This is a genomic window from Paenirhodobacter sp. (genome assembly GCF_047600745.1).
Classification (GTDB): Bacteria; Pseudomonadota; Alphaproteobacteria; order Rhodobacterales; family Rhodobacteraceae; genus Rhodobacter.
This window is the reverse complement of record NZ_JASGKI010000004.1, coordinates 225615-244659: the sequence shown is the minus strand read 5'-3', so window position 1 is coordinate 244659 and position 19045 is coordinate 225615. Positions and strand designations below refer to the sequence as shown.

General features: G+C 67.5%; 21 protein-coding genes. 14 read left to right on the top strand and 7 right to left on the bottom strand.

Annotation, left to right across the window (positions count from 1 at the left end; genetic code table 11):
- Both QM789_RS09800 and QM789_RS09795 read right to left on the bottom strand, forming a co-directional pair.
- Nucleotides 1-825 carry an efflux RND transporter periplasmic adaptor subunit gene (locus QM789_RS09800; RefSeq protein ID WP_420353282.1) on the bottom strand — a complete coding sequence of 275 codons (825 nt, stop codon included), beginning with the start codon at nt 823-825 and terminating at the stop codon, nt 1-3.
- On the bottom strand, nt 707-1168 hold the full coding sequence (locus QM789_RS09795; protein ID WP_420351734.1) for a biotin/lipoyl-binding protein: 462 nt from the start codon (nt 1166-1168) through the stop codon (nt 707-709). Before QM789_RS09795 ends, QM789_RS09800 begins: the two co-directional genes overlap by 119 nt.
- 218 nt (nt 1169-1386) lie before the next feature.
- Here QM789_RS09795 and QM789_RS09790 point away from each other — a divergent pair, with 218 nt between their 5' ends.
- The 4 genes from QM789_RS09790 to QM789_RS09775 are packed head-to-tail and all read left to right on the top strand — an operon-like array spanning nt 1387 to nt 5037.
- Entirely contained in the window at nt 1387-2412 is a 1026-nt protein-coding gene (locus QM789_RS09790) for a hemin-degrading factor (RefSeq protein WP_420351733.1), read from the top strand.
- The gene (locus QM789_RS09785) at nt 2409-3215 is read left to right on the top strand and encodes a heme/hemin ABC transporter substrate-binding protein (protein WP_420351732.1); all 807 of its coding nucleotides are present in this window, start codon (nt 2409-2411) and stop codon (nt 3213-3215) included. Before QM789_RS09790 ends, QM789_RS09785 begins: the two co-directional genes overlap by 4 nt.
- Nucleotide 3216: 1 nt before the next feature.
- The gene (locus tag QM789_RS09780) at nt 3217-4260 is read left to right on the top strand and encodes a FecCD family ABC transporter permease (protein ID WP_420351731.1); all 1044 of its coding nucleotides are present in this window, start codon (nt 3217-3219) and stop codon (nt 4258-4260) included.
- Nucleotides 4261-5037, top strand: coding sequence for a heme ABC transporter ATP-binding protein (locus tag QM789_RS09775; protein WP_420351730.1), 777 nt, complete (start codon nt 4261-4263; stop codon nt 5035-5037).
- On the opposite strand, the gene QM789_RS09770 is transcribed toward QM789_RS09775, so the two are convergent.
- Entirely contained in the window at nt 4986-5969 is a 984-nt protein-coding gene (locus QM789_RS09770; RefSeq protein WP_420351729.1) for an AraC family transcriptional regulator, read from the bottom strand. The two genes, QM789_RS09775 and QM789_RS09770, sit on opposite strands and share 52 nt — an antisense overlap.
- Before the next feature lie 89 nt (nt 5970-6058).
- Between QM789_RS09770 and QM789_RS09765 the strand changes: the two genes are divergently transcribed.
- From QM789_RS09765 to QM789_RS09730, 8 genes are all read left to right on the top strand, one after another.
- Nucleotides 6059-6796: an SDR family NAD(P)-dependent oxidoreductase gene (locus QM789_RS09765; RefSeq protein ID WP_420351728.1), complete on the top strand. Its 738-nt coding sequence runs from the start codon at nt 6059-6061 to the stop codon at nt 6794-6796.
- Nucleotides 6797-6807: 11 nt separating this feature from the next.
- Nucleotides 6808-7959, top strand: coding sequence for an acetyl-CoA C-acyltransferase (locus tag QM789_RS09760; protein WP_420351727.1), 1152 nt, complete (start codon nt 6808-6810; stop codon nt 7957-7959).
- Complete coding sequence (locus QM789_RS09755) at nt 7956-9083, top strand: acyl-CoA dehydrogenase family protein (RefSeq protein ID WP_420351726.1); 1128 nt, start codon at nt 7956-7958, stop codon at nt 9081-9083. Before QM789_RS09760 ends, QM789_RS09755 begins: the two co-directional genes overlap by 4 nt.
- 55 nt (nt 9084-9138) lie before the next feature.
- Nucleotides 9139-10119 carry a class 1 fructose-bisphosphatase gene (locus QM789_RS09750; RefSeq protein ID WP_420351725.1) on the top strand — a complete coding sequence of 327 codons (981 nt, stop codon included), beginning with the start codon at nt 9139-9141 and terminating at the stop codon, nt 10117-10119.
- A 55-nt stretch (nt 10120-10174) separates the two neighbouring features.
- Nucleotides 10175-10870 (top strand): ribulose-phosphate 3-epimerase, encoded by a 696-nt coding sequence (gene rpe / locus QM789_RS09745; protein WP_420351724.1) that lies wholly within the window; start codon nt 10175-10177, stop codon nt 10868-10870.
- A complete protein-coding gene (gene gph / locus QM789_RS09740) occupies nt 10867-11523 on the top strand; it encodes a phosphoglycolate phosphatase (protein ID WP_420351723.1) in 657 nt (218 codons plus the stop codon). The genes rpe and gph overlap by 4 nt, the downstream gene beginning before the upstream one ends.
- 48 nt (nt 11524-11571) lie before the next feature.
- Nucleotides 11572-12000, top strand: a complete 429-nt coding sequence (locus QM789_RS09735) for a TIGR01244 family sulfur transferase (RefSeq protein WP_420351722.1) — start codon at nt 11572-11574, stop codon at nt 11998-12000.
- Between the two features lie 117 nt (nt 12001-12117).
- Nucleotides 12118-12912 carry a helix-turn-helix transcriptional regulator gene (locus QM789_RS09730; RefSeq protein WP_420351721.1) on the top strand — a complete coding sequence of 265 codons (795 nt, stop codon included), beginning with the start codon at nt 12118-12120 and terminating at the stop codon, nt 12910-12912.
- 303 nt (nt 12913-13215) lie between these two features.
- Here the strand turns inward: QM789_RS09730 and tsf are convergent, their stop codons facing one another.
- Nucleotides 13216-14115 carry a translation elongation factor Ts gene (tsf, locus tag QM789_RS09725; protein WP_420351720.1) on the bottom strand — a complete coding sequence of 300 codons (900 nt, stop codon included), beginning with the start codon at nt 14113-14115 and terminating at the stop codon, nt 13216-13218.
- A gap of 105 nt (nt 14116-14220) precedes the next feature.
- Entirely contained in the window at nt 14221-14976 is a 756-nt protein-coding gene (rpsB, locus tag QM789_RS09720) for a 30S ribosomal protein S2 (protein WP_420351719.1), read from the bottom strand.
- A gap of 206 nt (nt 14977-15182) precedes the next feature.
- On the opposite strand from rpsB, the gene QM789_RS09715 reads away from it, so the two are divergent.
- Nucleotides 15183-16073 carry a PfkB family carbohydrate kinase gene (locus QM789_RS09715; RefSeq protein ID WP_420351718.1) on the top strand — a complete coding sequence of 297 codons (891 nt, stop codon included), beginning with the start codon at nt 15183-15185 and terminating at the stop codon, nt 16071-16073.
- Entirely contained in the window at nt 16070-16984 is a 915-nt protein-coding gene (locus QM789_RS09710; RefSeq protein ID WP_420351717.1) for a pseudouridine-5'-phosphate glycosidase, read from the top strand. The genes QM789_RS09715 and QM789_RS09710 overlap by 4 nt, the downstream gene beginning before the upstream one ends.
- A 30-nt stretch (nt 16985-17014) precedes the next feature.
- Here the strand turns inward: QM789_RS09710 and QM789_RS09705 are convergent, their stop codons facing one another.
- Both QM789_RS09705 and QM789_RS09700 read right to left on the bottom strand, forming a co-directional pair.
- Nucleotides 17015-18064 (bottom strand): patatin-like phospholipase family protein, encoded by a 1050-nt coding sequence (locus tag QM789_RS09705; RefSeq protein WP_420351716.1) that lies wholly within the window; start codon nt 18062-18064, stop codon nt 17015-17017.
- Nucleotides 18064-18837, bottom strand: a complete 774-nt coding sequence (locus QM789_RS09700; RefSeq protein WP_420353281.1) for a 3-hydroxybutyrate dehydrogenase — start codon at nt 18835-18837, stop codon at nt 18064-18066. Before QM789_RS09700 ends, QM789_RS09705 begins: the two co-directional genes overlap by 1 nt.
- Nucleotides 18838-19045: the final 208 nt, after the last annotated feature.

Here is a 19045-nt window from a genome sequence, read left to right as displayed (position 1 = left end):
TCAGAACCCCATCGGCGTCATCCGCCGCGGCACGCCCGAGGCCGTGGCGGGCGCGCGCGAGCCCAGAACAACGCGGTCGCCCTCCTTCAGGCCGGTGCGGATTTCGGCGGTCACCCGATCGTTCAGGCCAACCTCGACGGGCGTGCGCGTGGTGCCGGTCAAGCCCGCGACATCGACGTAATAGCTCCGCCCCTCGCGCCGCAGCGCCGATGCGGGCACCGTCAGCACGTCCTCCGCCCGGTCGAGTACAATGGTGACCTGCGTCGTCATGCCGATGCGCAGCGTGTGGTCCGGGTTCGGCACCTCCAGGATGCCGTTGTAGTAAATCGCGCTGTCGGTGGCGATCGTGTCGCTGTCCTTGATCGCCGAGGGTGCCGGTTCGAGCGCGGTGACCTTCGCGCGGAACACCTCGCGCGGGGCGCCGAGGATGGTGAAGGTCGCGTTCATCCCGGGCTTCACGCTGACCACATCGGCCTCCGAGATTTCGGCCTTGACGATGACGGTATCCAGATCGGCCAGCTTCACCATCGTCGGCGCCTGCTGCGTGGCGTTGACGGTCTGGCCCTGCTGGACGTTCACCGCCACCACCGTGCCCGCGATCGGCGCGGTGATCGTGGTGCGGCCAAGCGCGATTTCGGCATTGCCCACGGCGATCTGCGCATTGGCCTTCTGCGCGTCGAGCGCATCCAGATTGGCGGTATAGACCTCAAGGTCCGCCTCCGCCGTTTCCAGCGTCTGCTTCGAACTGTAATCCGATTTCGCCAGCCGGCGCTGCCGTTCCAGTTCCAGTTCCGCCTTGCGCTGATTGGCCTGCGTCGCGGCGATCTGCGCCTGGATATTGGCAAGGTTGGCCTTCGCCTGGGCGACGTTGTTTTCCTGATCGCGCGAGTTCGATCTGCACGATCAGGTCGCCCGGCTTGACCGTATCGCCGAGCGCCACGGCCAGCGTCTCGACCTGCCCGGATACGCGGCCGCCCACGCTGACCAGTTGCTTCGCCTGAATCTGCCCCGTCGCCAGCACCGCAAGCTGCACCGTTCCACGGGTGACCTGCGCCGTCTGGGGCGCGCTGGCCTTGTCGGAGGCGCCGCCCCGGCCCCAGGTCCAATACCCGCCCGCCGCCAGAACCGCCGCCACAAGGGCGATCACGACCCAGTTTCTTGTTTTCATCTCGTCTCAGCCTGAAACACTGTCTTTGCTGGGCCGAACGGCGGGGCCCGCGCTTTCCGTCGCTTATCCCGCATCCGTGATCGCGGGGCCAGCCCCGGCGGCGCGGATTCGGGCGTTTCCGGCCCGGATGCCCGCGCAGGCATCTTGTCTTTGCCCAGGATTATTCTTATCAATTCAGTCAACTATATATCCCGCGCGAAGACCCACAGGAGAGACCAATGTCCGAATCCCTGCCCCCCGAGCGGATCCGCGCCCTGCGCGCCGAGGATCCGAAGGCCCGCGCCCGCGATTTCGCCACCCGCCACGGCCTGAGCGAAGCAGCGCTGGTTGCGGCGCATGTCGGGCATGGCGCGGTGGCGATCGACCCGCATCCGGATCGGCTGATGCCGCTGATCCACGATCTGGGCGATGTGCTGGCGCTGACCCGCAACGAAAGCTGCGTGATCGAAAAGCGCGGCACCTATGTCGAATATCACTCCGGCAATCACGCGCAGATGGTGCTGGGGCCGGAAATCGACCTGCGGATCTTTGCCCGCCACTGGCTGCATGCCTATGCGGTGGCGGAGGGTGACAAGCGGTCGGTTCAGGTATTCGATGCGGCGGGCGATGCGGTCCACAAGGTGCATCTGAAGCCCGAATCCGATGTCGCGGCCTTTGAGCGGCTGGTAGCCGCGCTGCGCCTGGACGATCAGGCCGATACCGTCACCGTCACCCCGCGCGTCCCGCCCGAAGGCGCCAAGGGCGACCCGGCCAAGGCCGAGACCCTGCGCGCCGAATGGGCCGAGCTGACCGATACGCATCAGTTCCTGGCGATGGTGTCGCGGCTGAAGATGTCGCGGCTCGGGGCCTATCGGATGGCCGGGGAGCCGCTGGCGCAGCCGCTCGCCCCCGCCGCGGTTCAGGCGCTGCTCGAAGGTGCCGCCGCGCAGCAGGTGCCGCTGATGATCTTCGTCGGCAACATGGGCTGCATCGAAATCCACGGCGGCCCGGTGAAGGATGTCGTGCTGATGGGGCCGTGGGTGAATGTGATGGATCCGCGCTTCAACCTGCATCTGCGCGCCGACCATATCGCCGAGGTCTGGCTGGTGGACAAGCCCACCCGCCACGGCGCGGTGCTCTCGGTCGAGGCGTTCGACAAGGACGGCGCGCTGATCGTGCAGATCTTCGGCTCGCGCAAGGATGGCGGGATTCCGGAATTCAACGCGCTGGCCCGGTCGCTGCCGCGCCCGGCGGAGGTGGCATGATGCGCTGGCTGGTTCTGGCTGCGCTGCTGGGCACACCCGCGCTGGCTGAACCGCAGCGCGTCGTGTCGTTGGGCGGTGCGGTGACGGAAATCGTCGTGGCGCTTGGAGCGCAGGGGGATCTGATCGGGCGCGATACCACGTCGGAATATCCGGCCTCCGTCACCGCGCTGCCCGATGTCGGCTATGTCCGCGCGCTGAACCCCGAAGGGGTGATGGCGCTTGGCCCCGACCTGATCCTGGCCGAGGACAATGCCGGGCCGCCGGAGGCGATCACGGTCCTGCGCGCGGCGGGCATCCCCTTCGTGCAGCTTCCCGATCCGCATACGCCCGAGGGCGTGGTCGAGAAGATCGCGCGGGTCGGCGAGGCCCTTGGCCGCAAGGCCGAGGCGGACCGTCTCGCCGCCGATTTCCGCGCCCGGATGGCCGCGATCCCGGCCCGCGAAGGCCCGCCGAAGCGGGTGCTGTTCATCCTGAGCACGCAGGGCGGCAAGGTGATGGCCGGGGGCGAGGGCACTTCGGCCGAGGCAATCATCCGGCTGGCGGGGGCCGAAAGCGTCGCCACCGGCTTCAAGGGCTACAAGCCGATGACCGACGAAGCCATTCTGAACGCCGCGCCGGATGTGATCCTGATGATGGACCGCGAAGGCGCGCTCGATGACGTGCTGGCCCAACCCGCGCTGGCCTCGACACCGGCGGCCAAGGCGGGCGCGGTGGTGCGGATGAACGGGATGCTGCTTCTGGGCTTTGGCCCGCGCCTGCCGGAGGCGGTCGAACAGCTGAATGCGGCGCTTTATGGCGGCTGAGATGTCTGTCGCCCTGCCGCTCCGCGACAACCGCGCGCATCGGGTGCGGATCGGGCTGGTGGCCTTGCTGGTGCTGGTCTGCCTCGCCTCGGTGGCGGTGGGGGCATCGGGGGTGTCGCCGGTGCGGGTGCTGGGCGATCTGGTTTCGGGCCGGGGCGTGGCGCTGCTCGATAAGGTCGTGCTGCTCGACATCCGGCTGCCCCGTCTGGCGATGGGGGCGCTGGTGGGGGCGGCGCTCGCGGTCTGTGGCACGCTGTTGCAGGGGCTGTTCCGCAATCCGCTGGCCGATCCGGGGATCATCGGCATCAGTTCGGGCGCGAGCCTTGGCGCGGTCGCGGCCTTCGTACTGGGTGGGCTGATCCCGGGGGCGGCGCTGCTTGGCGCGTGGCTGGTGCCGATCATGGCGGCGGTTACGGCCTGGGCCACGGTGACGCTGCTCTATCGGGTGGCAACGCGGGGCGTGCAGACCTCGGTCGCGACGCTGTTGCTCGCCGGGATCGCGCTGGCGGCGATGGCCTCGGCGCTCACCGGGATCATGGTCTATCTGGCCGATGACCGGCAGTTGCGCGACCTGACCTTCTGGAGCATGGGCTCGCTCGCCGGGGCGAGTTGGCACAAGATCGGCCTTGGCGCGGTTCTGGTGGCGCCGGTGCTGCTGCTCGCGCCGCGTCTGGCGGCGGGGCTGAACGCGCTGGCGCTTGGCGAGGCGGCGGCCGCACATATGGGCACGGATGTCGAGCGGCTGAAGCGGCACACGGTGCTGGCGGTCGCGGCGGCGGCGGGGGCTTCGGTCGCGCTGTCGGGCGGGATCGGTTTCGTCGGCATCGTCGTGCCGCATCTGCTGCGGCTGGCGAACGGGCCGGATCACCGGCGGCTGCTGGTCGATGCGGCGCTGCTGGGGGCGGCGCTGCTGATCGCGGCGGATATGGTCGCGCGGTTGATCGTGGCACCCGCCGAACTGCCGATCGGGATCGTGACGGCCATTCTCGGCGCACCGGTGTTCCTGTGGATCCTGATGCGGCGGCGCGGTTTCGGAGGACTTTGAATGCTGCGGATTTCGGGTCTTTCGGTGCATCTGGGCCGGCGTGCGGTGATCGGGGGGCTGGACCTTGCGGCCCTGCCCGGCGCGGTGACGGTGATCCTCGGGCCGAACGGTTCGGGCAAATCGACGCTGATCCGCGCGGCGACGGGGGAGCTTCCCTATACCGGCTCGATCACGCTGGCGGGGGAGGAAATCCGGGCCGCCCCGGCCTGGCGGCTGGCGGCGCGGCGGGGCGTTCTGGAACAGGCGACGCAGGTCGCCTTCCCCTTTACCGTGGCCGAAATCGTCCGCCTTGGCCTGCAATCGGGCCTTGCGGCGGGGCGCGAGGGGCTGGTGATGCAGGCGCTGGCCGAGGTCGGCATGGCCGATACCGCCGCCCGTCCCTTTCACGAACTCTCCGGTGGGCAGCAGGCGCGCGTCCACCTCGCCCGGGTCCGCGCGCAGGTGTGGGAGGCCGTGGATGCGGAGGGTCCGCGCTGGCTGTTCCTGGATGAACCCGTCGCCGCGCTCGACATCGCGCATCAACTGGCGGTGATGCGGATCATGCGCGACTTTGCCGATGCGGGCGGCGGCGTGGTGGCGGTGATGCACGACCTCAACCTGTCTGCGATGATCGCGGATCGGATGGTGCTGCTCTCCGAAGGCCGGATCATCGCCGAGGGTCCACCCGATGCGGTGATCAGCGACGGGCCGCTGTCGCGCGCCTATGGCTGTGCGCTGCGGGTGGGTCAGGTGCCGGTGTCGGGCCCGTGGCTCCTGCCGCAGGCCGCGCGGATCTGATCGCGGAAGGCCCCCGGTGCCTGCCCCGTCCAGCCCCTGAAGGCGCGGTGGAAGGCGCCGGGTTCGCTATAGCCGAGGTCGGTGGCGATGGCGGCGATGGGGGCGTCCGTCTCGCGCAGCAGCCGTTCGGCATGGGCGCGGCGGAGCGCATCGCGGAGCGCGGCGAAGCTCTGCCCCTCGGCGGCCAGACGGCGGCGCAGCGTGGCGGGCGAAAGGCCCATCTCCGCCGCCACCGCCCCGACCCCCGGCCATTGCCCCGGCAGCCGCGCCCGCACCCGCGCCGTCAGCCCCTGATCATGCCGGTAGCGCAGCAGGATATTCGCCGGGGCGCCGCGCAGGAACGCCTTCAGCGCGCGTTCCGAACGGCTCACCGGCAGGGCCAGATGTTTCGCGTCGAAAGCCATCAGGCTTTGCCCGGCGCCGAACCGCACCGGCGCCCCGAAGAATTGCAGGTAATCGGCACGGTTCTCCGGCGCCTCACAGGAAAAATCCACCCGCAGCAAGGGGATGCGCCGCCCGACCAGCCAGCACGCCAACCCCATCAGCAGCAGCCACCATGTCCGCGTCGCAAAGGCCCCGGCGGGGCTGAGCGCCACCTCTGCCGTGCCGCCCGCCACCCGCAATTCACCCGCGGGCGCGTCCAGCACCACGTTCAGGAACCGGATCGCCCGGCGCAACGCGCGTTCGAGATTTCCCGCATGCAGCACCGCATGCCCCATCAGCGCGAAACTCCCCGGCCGCATCGGCCGCGCGCCAAGGCCGAAGAATTCATCCCCCGTCTCGGCCGCAATGGCCAGCCACAGCCGCCCGTAATGCTCGGGGCTCACCGGCGCGCCGGGAGTGATGCCCACCCGCGCCAGCAGCCGCGCGGGATCCGGCGCGCAGGCCAGCGCGTCGGCGACGAATCCGGGGGTGATCGAGCGTCTTTCCATCATGGCATTTCCGCTCATCCATTCTGCGCGCGGATGTCATTGTCCGCAATGCCCGACGCGCTACTCTGACCCGAATGAGGGAGGATGTCATGCAGATCGAGAACCGGGTGATCCTGATCACTGGCGCGGGCTCCGGCCTGGGCGCGGCGGTGGCGCGGATGGCGGTGGAAGCGGGGGCGAAGCCCGTGCTTCTGGACGTGAACGAAGAAGCGGGCGCCGCGAAGGCCGCCGAACTGGGCGCGCTTTTCGTCCGGACCGATGTCACCTCCGGCCCCGAGGGCGAGGCGGCGGTTCAGGCGGCGCTGGCGGCGCATGGCCGGATCGACGTTCTGGTGAATTGCGCGGGCATTGCGCCGGGCGAAAAGATCCTGGGCCGCAACGGGCCGCATGCGCTCGACAGCTTTGCCCGCGCGGTGACGATCAACCTGATCGGCAGTTTCAACATGCTGCGGCTGGCGGCGGCGGCGATGACGGAAGGCGGGGTGATCGTCAACACCGCCTCGATCGCGGCCTATGACGGGCAGATCGGACAGGCGGCCTATGCGGCATCGAAGGGCGGAGTCGCGGCGCTGACGCTTCCCGCCGCGCGGGAACTGGCGCGGCACGGCATCCGGGTGGTGACCATCGCGCCCGGCATTTTCGCGACACCGATGATGGCCGCGATGCCGCAAGACGTGCAGGATACGCTCGGCGCCTCAGTGCCCTATCCGTCACGGCTGGGGAACCCGGCGGAATATGCCGCGCTGGTGCGCCACATCGTCGAGAACGACTATCTGAACGGCGAGGTGATCCGCCTCGACGGCGCGCTGCGCATGGCCGCGAAATGAGGAGGGAACGGATGGAAGAGATCGTCATCACCGGCATGGCCCGCACTCCGATGGGCGGGTTTCAGGGCGATTTCGCCAGGGTTCCGGCGGCGGAGCTGGGCGCGGCGGCGATCCGCACGGCGCTGAACGGGCTTGATCCGGAGGCGGTCGGGGAGGTCGTCATGGGCTGCGTCCTGCCCGCCGGTCAGGGGCAGGCCCCCGCGCGACAGGCGGCGCTGAAGGCCGGGCTGCCGCTCTCGGCGGGCGCGACGACGGTGAACAAGATGTGCGGATCGGGGATGAAGGCCGCGATGCTGGCGCATGACCTGCTGCGCGCGGGCAGTGCCGATGTGGTGGTGGCGGGCGGGATGGAGAGCATGTCGATGGCGCCCTACCTGCTGCCGAAGGCGCGCGCGGGCTACCGGATGGGGCATGGCGAGGTGAAGGACCACATGTTCCTTGACGGGCTGGAGGATGCCTATGACAAGGGCCGCCTGATGGGCACCTTCGCCGAGGATTGCGCCGAAGCCTATCGGTTCACCCGCGAAGCGCAGGACGATTTCGCGCTGGCCTCGCTCGCGCGGGCGCAGAAGGCGATTGCGGAGGGCTGGTTCCGGGCGGAAATCACGCCCGTTGGCGAGGTGGATACCGACGAACAGCCCGGCAAGGCGCGGCCCGACAAGATCCCCACGCTCCGCCCCGCGTTCCGCAAGGACGGGACGGTAACCGCGGCGAATGCCTCGTCGATCTCGGACGGCGCGGCGGCGCTGATGATGATGACGGCGGCGGAGGCCGGGGCGCGGGGGCTGACGCCCATCGCCCGCGTGGTGGGCCATGCCACCCATGCGCAGGAGCCCGCGAAATTCGCCACCGCGCCGATCGGGGCGATCCGGAAGCTGTTCGCCCGCACCGGCTGGACGGCGGCGGATGTGGACCTGTTCGAGATCAACGAAGCCTTCGCGGTGGTGACGATGGCGGCGATGCGCGATCTGAACCTCGACCACGATCGGGTCAATGTCCACGGCGGGGCTTGCGCGCTTGGCCATCCGATCGGGGCATCCGGGGCGCGGGTTCTGGTCACGCTGCTGGCCGCGCTGCGCACCCATGGCCTGCGGCGCGGCGTTGCCAGCCTGTGCATCGGCGGTGGCGAGGCGACGGCCATGGCGGTGGAGCTGATCCCATGATCCTGACCGGGGAACAGGAGGCGCTGCGCGAGGCGGCGCGGGCCTTCGCGCAGGGCGTCCTTGCCCCCGGCGCCGCCGCGCGCGACCGCGACCACAGCTTTCCGGTGGCGGAGATCCGGCAGATGGGGGAACTCGGCTTCATGGGGATGCTGGTGCCCGAAACCTGGGGCGGGTCGGAGACCGGCACCCTCGCCTATGCCTGCGTGCTGGAGGAGATCGCCGCCGCCGAAGGGGCCGTGTCCACCATCCTGTCGGTCCATTCCTCGGTCGGCTGCGTGCCGATCCTGCGCTTCGGGACCGAGGAGCAGAAGCGCCGGTTCCTGCCGAAGATGGCGGCGGGCAACTGGATCGGGGCCTTCGCGCTCACCGAACCGCATGCCGGGTCGGATGCCTCCGCGCTGCGGACCCGGGCGCGGCGGGAGGGCGACCATTACGTCATCGACGGCACGAAACAGTTCATCACCAGCGGCAGGAACGGCAATGTGGCGATCATCTTTGCCGTCACCGATCCGGCGGCGGGGAAGAAGGGAATTTCGGCCTTTATCGTGCCCACCGATACGCCGGGCTATGAGGTCGTTTCGGTCGAGCACAAGCTGGGGCAACATGCGTCGGACACCTGCGCGCTGGCCTTCAACGCGATGCGGGTGCCGGTGGAAAACCGGCTGGGCGCGGAGGGCGAAGGCTACCGGATCGCGCTCGCAAACCTCGAAGGCGGGCGGATCGGCATCGCGGCGCAATCGGTGGGCATGGCGCGCGCGGCGCTCGACGCGGCGGTGGCCTATGCCAGGGAGCGCGAGAGCATGGGGTGCAGGATCATCGAGCATCAGGCGGTGGGGTTCCGGCTGGCGGATATGGCCACGCGGCTCGCGGCGGCGCGGCAGATGGTCTGGCACGCTGCCAGCCTGCGCGACGCGGGGCGGCCCTGCCTCGCGGAGGCGTCGATGGCGAAGCTGTTCGCGTCGGAGACCGCCGAACAGGTCTGTTCCGCCGCGATCCAGACGCTCGGTGGCTATGGCTACCTGTCGGATTACCCGGTCGAACGGATCTACCGCGACGTGCGCGTGTGCCAGATCTACGAGGGCACATCGGACATCCAGCGGCTGGTGATCGCGCGCGGGCTGTGATTGCCGTTGCCTGTGCCCCGAAAAAGGCGCAATCAGCGGGCAAACGGAGGTGCCCATGTCCATCGACCTGAACGGTCTGGCGCTGTCGCCGGACCTGTCCGACCTGATGCAACGCCTGACGGGCGTGGCCGCGCGGATGAGCCGCGTGATCGCGCGCAACGGCATCACGCAGGATCTTGCCGCCGCGCGGGGCACCAATGCCGATGGCGACGGGCAAAAGGCGCTCGACGTGATGGCGGATGAGGCGTTCAAGACCGCGCTCGAAGGCTCGGCGGTGGCGTTCTTCGCCTCCGAGGAGGACGAGGATTTCGTCACGCTGGGCGATGGCGGGCTGGCGCTGGCAATCGACCCGCTGGACGGGTCGTCGAATATCGCGGTGAACGTGTCGATCGGCACGATCTTTTCCGTCTTCCCGGCGGCGGCCACGGTGCGGGACAGTTTCCTGCGCCCGGGGCGGGAGCAGATCGCGGCGGGGTTCTTCATCTACGGGCCGCAATGCGCGCTGATCGCGACCTTTGGCGCGGGCGTGCTGAAATGGGTGCTGGACCCCGATACCGGGCGGTTCGAGCGGCTGGCGGACCTTGCACCCCTGCCCCCGGATACAACGGAATATGCGATCAACGCCTCGAACCAGCGGCACTGGACCGCGCCGATTCAGGCCTATGTGGCCGATCTGGTGGCAGGGGCCGAGGGGCCGCGCGGGCGGAATTTCAACACCCGCTGGATCGCCTCGCTGGTGGCGGAGACCTATCGGATCCTGCACCGGGGCGGGGTGTTCCTGTATCCCGGCGACAACCGCAGGGGCTATGAACAGGGGCGGCTGCGGCATGTCTACGAATGCGCGCCGATTTCACTGGTGATCGAGCAGGCGGGCGGCGTGGCGACGGATGGGGTGCATCGGATCCTCGACATGGTGCCCACGGCTCTGCATGCCCGGACGCCCTTCGTCTTCGGGACGGCGGCGAAGGTGAAGCGGATCGCGCTTTATCACGAACGCCCCGCGGACGCCGCGCATATCCCGGACGACCAGCTCTGACTTGACCCAACGGGACGGGCGCGCCATATCCGCCCTGCCCCCACAGGAGACCCTCATGACCTTCGACCGTTCGATCAAGATCGCGCCTTCGATCCTCTCCGCCGATTTCGCGAATTTCGGCGCCGAAATTCAGGCGATCGAGGCGCAGGGCGCCGATTGGGTTCATGTCGATGTGATGGACGGCCATTTCGTGCCGAACCTGACCTTCGGCCCGCCGCTGGTGAAGGCGATCCGCCCGCATATCAAGACGGTGATGGATGTTCACCTGATGATCGCGCCGGTGGATCCCTATATCGACGCCTTCGCCGAGGCGGGGGCCGATGTGATCTCCGCGCATCTGGAGGCCGGGCCGCATATCCACCGCACGCTTCAGGCGATCCGGGGCGCGGGCTGCAAGGCCGGGCTGGCGATCAATCCGGGCAGCGGGATCGACGGCATCGAATATCTGCTCGATATGGTGGATCTGGTCTGCGTGATGACGGTGAACCCCGGCTTCGGCGGGCAGAAGTTCATCCATTCGCAGATCGACAAGGTAAGGGCGTTACGCGCGATGATCGGCGACCGGCCGATCCATATCGAAATCGACGGCGGCATCACGCCGGAAACCGCGCCTCTGATGGCGGCGGCGGGGGCCGATGTGCTGGTCGCCGGTTCGGCGGTGTTCAAGGGCGGCTCGGTGCAGAACCCCGCGCCCTATGGCGAAAACATCCGCGCGATCCGCGCGGCGGCGGAACGGGAGGCTGTGGCATGAAAACGGCGGTGATCTTCGATCTGGACGGAACGCTGATTGATTCCGCGCCGGATATTCATGCGACGGCGAATGCGGTGCTGGCGCTGCACGGGTTTGCCGCGCTGAGCCTCGCGCAAGTGCGCGGCTTTGTCGGGCGGGGGGTGCCGCATCTGGTGGCGCGGCTGCTCGAAGCCTCGGGCGCCGATCCGGAGGGGCCGCTCCACGCCGAAATGGTGTGCGAATTCAACGACCGTTACGTTGATGCGGTGACCCTGACGGTGCTTTATCCCGGCGTGCGCGAGACGCTGGAGGCGCTGGCCGCGGCGGGTCATCCGCTCGCGATCTGCACCAACAAGCCTGTCGCGCCGACCGAGGCCGTCCTGTCGCATTTCGGCCTGTTGCCGCTGTTTGCCGCCGTTGTGGGCGGCGACAGCCTGCCGCAGCGCAAGCCCGATCCGGCGCCGCTGCATCAGGCGCATTTCCTGCTCGGCAAGCCGCCCGCCCTGTTCGTCGGCGACAGCGAGATCGACGCGGAAACCGCCGAACGCGCCGGTTTCGGTTTTGCGCTGTTCACCGAAGGCTACCGCCATACCGCGGTGCAGGATCTGCCGCATCGGGTGGCCTTCAACGATTTCGCGATGCTGCCGGGTATCGTCGCGCAATGGGGCGCATGACTTTGCGTCCCGGCCGGGCTACACACCCATAAATGTCAGGAGAAACCGATGGACCTGCACCAGATCACGCCCGAAATCACCGTCGCGCCGCAGATCACCCCCGATGAGGTCGCCGAGGCCGCGCGGCTTGGGTTCCGCACGCTGATCGACAACCGCCCGGACGAAGAGGCCGGTCCCGGGTTTGACAGCGCCGCGATGGCGGCGGCGGCCGAGGCGGCGGGCCTCGCCTTCCACTACCTGCCCTATTATCCCGGAGAGCTGACGCAGGAACTGGCCGATGCCTTTGCCGAGGTTCTGGCCGGGGCCCAGACACCGGTCCTTGCCTGGTGCCGTTCGGGCACGCGCTCGTCGCATCTGTGGGCGCTGTCCGAGGCCGGGCGCCGTCCGGTGGCGGAGATCGTCGATCTGGCGGCACGGGCGGGGTATGACCACCGCGGCCTCGTGCCCCTCCTCGAAGCGCAGGCGGCAATTCGCTGAACGAACACGCAAATTTCGCGTGCGGGCCGACATTTCTTGCCGAATCCCGAATATCGGTATTTCGTGAAGCACCACGCTGGCGCATCTGGTGCCAGCGCATTTTTCCTGGAGACGGCCATGCTCGACCATCTCGAAAAAATTCTCATGACGAATGATATCGAGGCGATCTGGACCCAGCATTGCCGGATGATGGCGCAATATGGCTTCGACCGGTTGATCTATGCCTTCCTGCCGTTCCGGGATGCGCCCGGGCGCGATGACGTTGCCGATGCGCTGTTCCTGTCGAACCACGATCCGGACTATCTGCGCTGTTACCTCCAGAACAACAGCTATCTGGAATCGCCGATGGTCAAGTGGATGATGCACAACACCGGCGTTCGTTCCTGGGGTGATATCCTGCGGCAGATGGAACAGCGCACCCTGACGCCCGAGGAGCGCGCCCGACTGGAAATGAACAGAGCCTTTGGGGTCACCGCGGGTTATTCGATCACCTTTGAAGACAGTTCATCGCGTTCGACGGGCGGCATCGGGCTTTGCGCCGAGCGGGGCCTGACACAGGCGGAGGTGGACGATATATGGTCCCGGCATGGCCGCGAACTGATGGTGCTGAACTCGGTCCTGCATCTGAAGATTTCAACGATGCCGCTGGTGACGGCGCGGCGTGCGCTGACCGCACGGCAGCGCGAAGTGCTGGAATGGGTCGCGGATGGCAAGACGACGGCCGACATCGCCCTGATCATGGGGCTGACGGTGGCCACGGTCGAAAAACACCTCCGCCGCGCGCGTGAGGTTCTCGATGTGGAAACGACGGCGCAGGCGGTTCTGAAGGCCTCGATGCAGAAACAGCTTTTCCAGCGCAACAACCACAGCGGTGCCATCGCTCCGGCCCGCCAGACTGGAGCCGCGAAGTAAGGAAAGCCCTACTGGCTCGAATCTCCGCCGCAGCGTCTTATATGCGCGTTCCGTGAGTGGTGGCTTCGGCCAGGAACAGGGGCAAAAGCCGAGTATTGATCCGGTGATTGTCCCACACCGGGTTTTCCGGTGCGGTTCAGGCGGCTGCATTTCCAGCCGTCTGACCGTTTTTCGCGGAAAATCTGTGTGTCGGTGAAGATTGTGCCTGATCTTGACACAATAAGTTCGCCTCCATGTCACAGTCTTTGCAAAATGCAAAACGCCACCCCGAAGGGTGGCGCGGTCTTGCAGCATCCGGAAGGATCAGGCGCCGGCCATCGTCTTGGCGACTTCGGCGGCGAAATCCTCTTCCTTCTTCTCGATGCCTTCACCCACAGCGATACGCTCATAGGCGACGATCTCGACACCGGCTTCCTTCGCGGCCTGCGCCACGGTGATATCCGGGTTGATCACGAATTTCTGGTTCAGCAGGGTGCTTTCTTCCAGGAACTTCTTCATCCGGCCCGGGATGATGTTGTTGTGGATCACCTGCTCGGGCTTCGGCTTCGCGGCGGCGGCGTTTTCTTCCAGCGCCTTCGCGGTCTGCACTTCCAGTTCGCGTTGCAGAACCGCCGGATCGAGCGATTCTTCGTTCAGCGCAGCCGGAGCGGTCGCGGCGATGTGCATCGCGATCTGCTTGCCGATGCCGTTGTCGGTGCCCTTCAGCGCGACCAGAACGCCGATCTTGCCCATGTCGGGGCCAGCAGCGTTGTGGACGTAGGAAACGACGACATCGCCCTCGACACCCGCCATCCGGCGCAGGGTCATGTTTTCGCCGATCACGGCGATCGCATTGGTGATCGCATCGGCCACGGTCTTGTCACCGATCTTGGCGTCTTTCAGCCCTTCCAGATCCGGAGCGTCCAGCGCGGCCTTGGCGATGTCCGAAGCCAGCTTCTGGAAATCAGCGTTCTTGGCAACGAAGTCGGTTTCCGAGTTCACTTCGACCGCAACGCCCTTGCCACCATTGACGGCGACGCTCACCAGGCCCTCGGCCGCAACGCGGTCGGCCTTCTTCGCGGCCTTCGCCAGGCCCTTCGTGCGCAGCCAGTCGATCGCGGCTTCGATGTTGCCTTCGACCTCGGTCAGAGCCTTCTTCGCATCCATCATGCCTGCGCCGGTCAGTTCGCGCAGTTCTTTCACCATTGCAGCGGTGATCGCCATAGCGGCCTCCTCGAAATTGGATATGGGCGCGTTCAACCACGCCCGAATGTCAGTTCAATGACACGCGCGGGGCCCCACGGAACGCGGGGCCGCCACGGGCAAGGCTCAGGCCTCGACTTCTTCTTCGACCGGGGCTTCTTCCAGCGCGCCGAGGTCAACGCCAGCCGCGCCCATTTGCGCGGTCATGCCGTCCAGAGCCGCACGGCTCATCAGGTCGCAGTAGAGGCCGATCGCGCGGGCCGCGTCGTCGTTGCCCGGGATGATGTAGTCCACGCCCTTCGGCGAGCAGTTGGTGTCGACGACGGCGACGACCGGGATGCCCAGCTTCTGCGCTTCGGCGATGGCCAGGTCTTCCTTGTTCACGTCGATGACGAACAGCAGGTCCGGCAGGCCGCCCATTTCACGGATCCCGCCCAGCGAGGCTTGCAGCTTCGCCTGTTCGCGTTCCATGTGCAGTTTTTCCTTCTTCGTCAGGCCTTCGGCGCCCGACGCAAGAACTTCGTCGATGTTCTTCAGACGCTGGATCGACTGCGACACGGTTTTCCAGTTGGTCAGCGTGCCACCGAGCCAGCGGTGGTTCATGTAGTATTGCGCGCATTTTTCAGCGGCTTCGGCCACGGCGTTCGACGCCTGACGCTTGGTGCCGACGAACAGCACACGGCCGCCACGGGCCACGGTGTCGCGCACGACTTGCAGCGCCGCGTCCAGCATCGGCACGGTCTGGGTCAGGTCGATGATATGGATGCCGTTGCGCTCGCCATAGATGAACTCGCCCATGCGGGGGTTCCAGCGTTGCGTCTGGTGGCCGTAGTGAACGCCAGCTTCAAGAAGCTGACGCATCGAGAAATCGGGAAGCGCCATGTTCCATTTCCTTTCCGGTTTGCGCCTGAGCGGAGGATTTAGGGATCTCTCCCAACCGGTGGACCTGCGGGGATGTCTCCCCCGGAAGGCCCGCCTCCGCCTGTGAAGTGCGCGTCCTATAGCGATGATCGGCCCGGATGACAAGCGCCGCCTTTGCAATTCCGTTCCGCCTTGCGCAACCCCGCGCGAAGGGGCACGAATGCGGCATGAACACGCCAGACATCCTTTGTATCGGATCCGTCCTGTGGGACATCATCGGCCGCGCGCCGGTGCATATGCGGATCGGCGCCGATGTGCCGGGGCGGATCACCCGCGTGCCGGGCGGTGTCGCGATGAATATCGCGATGACGCTGACGCGGTTCGGGTTGCGGTCTGCGGTGCTGACGGCGATCGGGCGCGATCCGCAGGGCGACGAGCTGATCGAGGCGGCCCGGGTTCTGGGCATCGACTGCACCCATGCCTATCGCTCGGACGACCTGCCGACGGATCGTTATATGGCGGTCGAGGGCGCGAATGGCCTGATTGCCGCCATTGCGGACGCCCATTCGCTGGAGGCCGCGGGGGACAAGATCCTGCGCCCGCTGGCCAATGGCCGGCTGGGCACGCCCGAGGCGCCGTGGTCCGGTCCGGTCGCGCTCGACGGCAACCTGACCGAGGCGCTCCTGGCCGAAATCGCGCGCTCGCCGCTCTTTGCCCGGGCGGATCTGCGCGTGGCCCCGGCGAGCCCGGGCAAGGCCGAGCGCCTGCGCCCGCTGCTGGGTCATCCGCGCGCAACGCTTTATGTCAACCTCGCCGAGGCGGGCGTGCTGTGCCAACAGGATTTCGCCTCTGCCTTCGACGCCGCCGAGGGGCTGGTGTCGCGCGGCGCCGCGCGCGTGCTGGTCACCGACGGCGCGCGCACCGCCGCCTGCGGCAGCGCCGAGGGCGTCTTGACCGCCTGCCCGCCCGCCGTCATGGTCACCCGCGTGACCGGCGCGGGCGACACCTTCATGGCGGCGCATCTGGTCGCCGAACGCCGGGGCGCCACCCGCGCCGAAGCGCTCGACCGCGCCCTGACCGCCGCCGCCCGCTACGTCTCAGGAGACATCGCCACATGAACGCCCCCCTGACCTTTGCCCCCGAAGTCCGCGCCGCACTGGATGCCGGGAGGCCGGTCGTCGCCCTCGAATTGACGATCATCACCCACGGGATGCCCTTCCCGCAGAACATCAAGACCGCCCGCGCGGTCGAGGCCGAGGTCCGCGCGAACGGCGCCATCCCCGCCACCATCGCCGTGATGGACGGCCGGATCCACATCGGCCTGACGGCGGAGGAACTGGACCGGCTGGCACAGGCCAAGGGCGTGATGAAGGTCAGCCGCGCCGATATCGCCGTCTGCCTCGCGCGCGGGGCCTATGGCGCGACGACGGTGGCCGCCACGATGATCTGCGCCGCGCTCGCCGGGATCAAGGTCTTCGCCACCGGCGGCATCGGCGGCGTGCATCGCGGCGCGGAGCAGACCTTCGACATTTCCGCCGACCTCGCAGAACTGGGCCAGACCGCGGTGACGGTGGTGGCCGCCGGGGCAAAGGCGATCCTCGACATTCCGAAGACGCTCGAAGTGCTTGAAACGGATGGGGTTCCGGTCATCGCCTTCGGTCAGGACGAGATGCCCGCCTTCTGGTCCCGCAACTCCGGCCTGAAGGCGCCGCTGCGCGCCGATAGCGCCGCGGAGATTGCCGCCTCGCATCTCATGCGCGGGCGGCTCGGCCTGCCCGGCGGGCAATTGGTGGCGAACCCGATCCCCTTTGAGGCCGAAATCCCGCGTGAGGAAATCCTCCCCGCGATCGAGGAAGCCCTGACCGAGGCCGAGGCCCGGGGCGTGGCGGCAAAGGAGGTGACGCCCTTCCTGCTGCAACGGGTGTTCGAGATCACCGAGGGCCGCTCGCTGGTGGCAAACATCGCGCTGGTTCTGAACAACGCCCGGCTAGCCACGGAAATCGCGAAGGAAATCGTGAAGGCCGGTTGACGGCCCGGGCGGCGGCATGCAGCCGCCGCTTCAGTCGAACAGCCCCACCAGATCGACCGAGGCGCGCGTGCCGATCGCATCGGCATGCTCCGTCAGGAAGCGGTCCGCCGCCACATGACCCGCCGCCTTCAGCCGGTCGAGCGTGCCCACCGTGGGGATCATCTTCGTCGTCGCCGACATTTCGTTCATCGTCTTGTCGTCGGCGACCATGTGGATCAGCACATCCTTCATCGCGCCCTCGGGCATCCGCCCTTCGGAAATCAGCCGACGGACGAAACTGACCGCGCGCAATTCCCGCAGCAGCGAGGAGTTGAACGAAATCTCGTTGATCCGCTCCTCGATCTCCGACGGCGTTTGCGGCACCCCCTCGCGCAGCAGCGGGTTGATGTTCACGATCACGATGTCGCGCGGATATTTCGGCTCATAGAGCGGAAACAGCGGCGGGTTGCCGGTGAAGCCGCCGTCCCAGAACGCCTCGGCCTTGCCGGTCTGCGGGTCCACCATCTCCACCGCGCGGAACACGTTGGGCAGGCAGGCCGAAGCCAGGATCGCCTCCGCCGTGATTTCCCGCCCGGAGAACACCCGGATCTTGCCGGTGCGGACATTGGTCGCGGCGACGAAGAAATCCGGGCCGGTTGCCTTGCAGACATGCTCGAACTCGAACCGCTTCACGATCCGTTCCAGCGGGTTGATATAGAACGGGCCGGAATCATAGGGTGAAACCACGCGCGCCATCTGGTCGAACCAGGCGGCCGGGGTGAACATCTCGATCCAGCGGTTCAGGGCCTGCGGATAGGGGAACAGCGCCGTCAGCCAGCGGTCGATGCGCAGGTCGTTGACCTCCGACACCTGCGACCAGAGCCAGTCGAGGTTCTCCCGCGCCTTCCGCCGCCCGGAGCGCGCCCCGCCCTGGGCCAGCCCGGCCTTCAGTGCGGCGCCGTTCAGCGCCCCGGCGGAGGTGCCCGAAATCGCCGCGATTTCGAGCCAGCTTTCATCGAGCAGCCGGTCAAGCACGCCCCAGGTGAAGGCGCCATGCGCGCCCCCACCCTGTAGCGCCAGATTGATGCGCTTCTTCTCCACTACAGCGCGGTCCAGCCGCCATCGACCGAGATCGTCGTGCCGGTGATCTGCGCCGCCGCATCCGAGCACAGGAACACCGCCGTGCCGCCCAGTTCCTCGACCGTGGCGAATTCGCGCGAGGGCTGGCGGTCGAGCATGACCTTCTTGATCACCTCTTCGCGCGACATGTTGTGGGTCTTCATCTGATCGGGGATCTGCGCCTCGACCAGCGGGGTCAGGACGTAGCCCGGGCAGATCGCGTTGCAGGTGATCGGCTCTTCGGCGGTCTCCAACGCGGTGACCTTGGTAAAGCCCACCACCCCGTGCTTGGCCGAGACATAGGCCGATTTGAACGGCGAGGCCGTCAGCCCATGCGCCGAGGCGATGTTGATGATCCGCCCCCAGCCCGCCTTGCGCATCCCCGGCAGCGCGGCGGCCGTGGTGTGGAAGGTCGAGGACAGGTTGATCGCGATGATCCGGTCCCAGGTCTCCGGAGGGAAGGTGTCGATCGGCGCGACATGCTGGATACCCGCGTTGTTCACCAGAATATCGACCTGCCCCGCCTGTTCGATCAGCGCGCGGCATTCGGCGCCCACCGACATGTCGGCCTTGATATAGCGCGCGGTGACCCCGAATTCGGCCCCCAGATCGGCGGCCATCTGGTGATCCTCGGGCCGGTCGGTGAACGAGTTCAGCACGACATCCGCCCCCGCCTTCGCCAGTTCGCGCGCGACGCCGAGCCCGATGCCCGAGTTCGATCCCGTCACCACCGCCGTCTTGCCGGTCAGGCTGATCGTGAAGCTCATAGTCTTCTCCCCTCCTCAGGAAATCCGGGGCGATCATGCCGCGCCTGCGAAGCGGCGTCCACAGCGCATCTTCGTGATCCGGGGGAAAGAAAAAGACGCCCGCGCAAGGCGGGCGTCAAGTCATGAGGCAGGTTTCATACAGGCAAGAAACCTATCGAGCAGTGAGTTCTTTATAAGCCGCTATTTGCCGCCCTCC

Bases quoted from the DNA above. Each gene is read 5' to 3' on its own strand.
- QM789_RS09795 (WP_420351734.1), bottom strand. From the start codon at position 1,168: ATGAAAACAAGAAACTGGGTCGTGATCGCCCTTGTGGCGGCGGTTCTG.
- QM789_RS09790 (WP_420351733.1), top strand. From the start codon at position 1,387: ATGTCCGAATCCCTGCCCCCCGAGCGGATCCGCGCCCTGCGCGCCGAG.
- QM789_RS09785 (WP_420351732.1), top strand. From the start codon at position 2,409: ATGATGCGCTGGCTGGTTCTGGCTGCGCTGCTGGGCACACCCGCGCTG.
- QM789_RS09780 (WP_420351731.1), top strand. From the start codon at position 3,217: ATGTCTGTCGCCCTGCCGCTCCGCGACAACCGCGCGCATCGGGTGCGG.
- QM789_RS09775 (WP_420351730.1), top strand. From the start codon at position 4,261: ATGCTGCGGATTTCGGGTCTTTCGGTGCATCTGGGCCGGCGTGCGGTG.
- QM789_RS09770 (WP_420351729.1), bottom strand. From the start codon at position 5,969: ATGGAAAGACGCTCGATCACCCCCGGATTCGTCGCCGACGCGCTGGCC.
- QM789_RS09765 (WP_420351728.1), top strand. From the start codon at position 6,059: ATGCAGATCGAGAACCGGGTGATCCTGATCACTGGCGCGGGCTCCGGC.
- QM789_RS09760 (WP_420351727.1), top strand. From the start codon at position 6,808: ATGGAAGAGATCGTCATCACCGGCATGGCCCGCACTCCGATGGGCGGG.
- QM789_RS09755 (WP_420351726.1), top strand. From the start codon at position 7,956: ATGATCCTGACCGGGGAACAGGAGGCGCTGCGCGAGGCGGCGCGGGCC.
- QM789_RS09750 (WP_420351725.1), top strand. From the start codon at position 9,139: ATGTCCATCGACCTGAACGGTCTGGCGCTGTCGCCGGACCTGTCCGAC.
- rpe (WP_420351724.1), top strand. From the start codon at position 10,175: ATGACCTTCGACCGTTCGATCAAGATCGCGCCTTCGATCCTCTCCGCC.
- gph (WP_420351723.1), top strand. From the start codon at position 10,867: ATGAAAACGGCGGTGATCTTCGATCTGGACGGAACGCTGATTGATTCC.
- QM789_RS09735 (WP_420351722.1), top strand. From the start codon at position 11,572: ATGGACCTGCACCAGATCACGCCCGAAATCACCGTCGCGCCGCAGATC.
- QM789_RS09730 (WP_420351721.1), top strand. From the start codon at position 12,118: ATGCTCGACCATCTCGAAAAAATTCTCATGACGAATGATATCGAGGCG.
- tsf (WP_420351720.1), bottom strand. From the start codon at position 14,115: ATGGCGATCACCGCTGCAATGGTGAAAGAACTGCGCGAACTGACCGGC.
- rpsB (WP_420351719.1), bottom strand. From the start codon at position 14,976: ATGGCGCTTCCCGATTTCTCGATGCGTCAGCTTCTTGAAGCTGGCGTT.
- QM789_RS09715 (WP_420351718.1), top strand. From the start codon at position 15,183: ATGAACACGCCAGACATCCTTTGTATCGGATCCGTCCTGTGGGACATC.
- QM789_RS09710 (WP_420351717.1), top strand. From the start codon at position 16,070: ATGAACGCCCCCCTGACCTTTGCCCCCGAAGTCCGCGCCGCACTGGAT.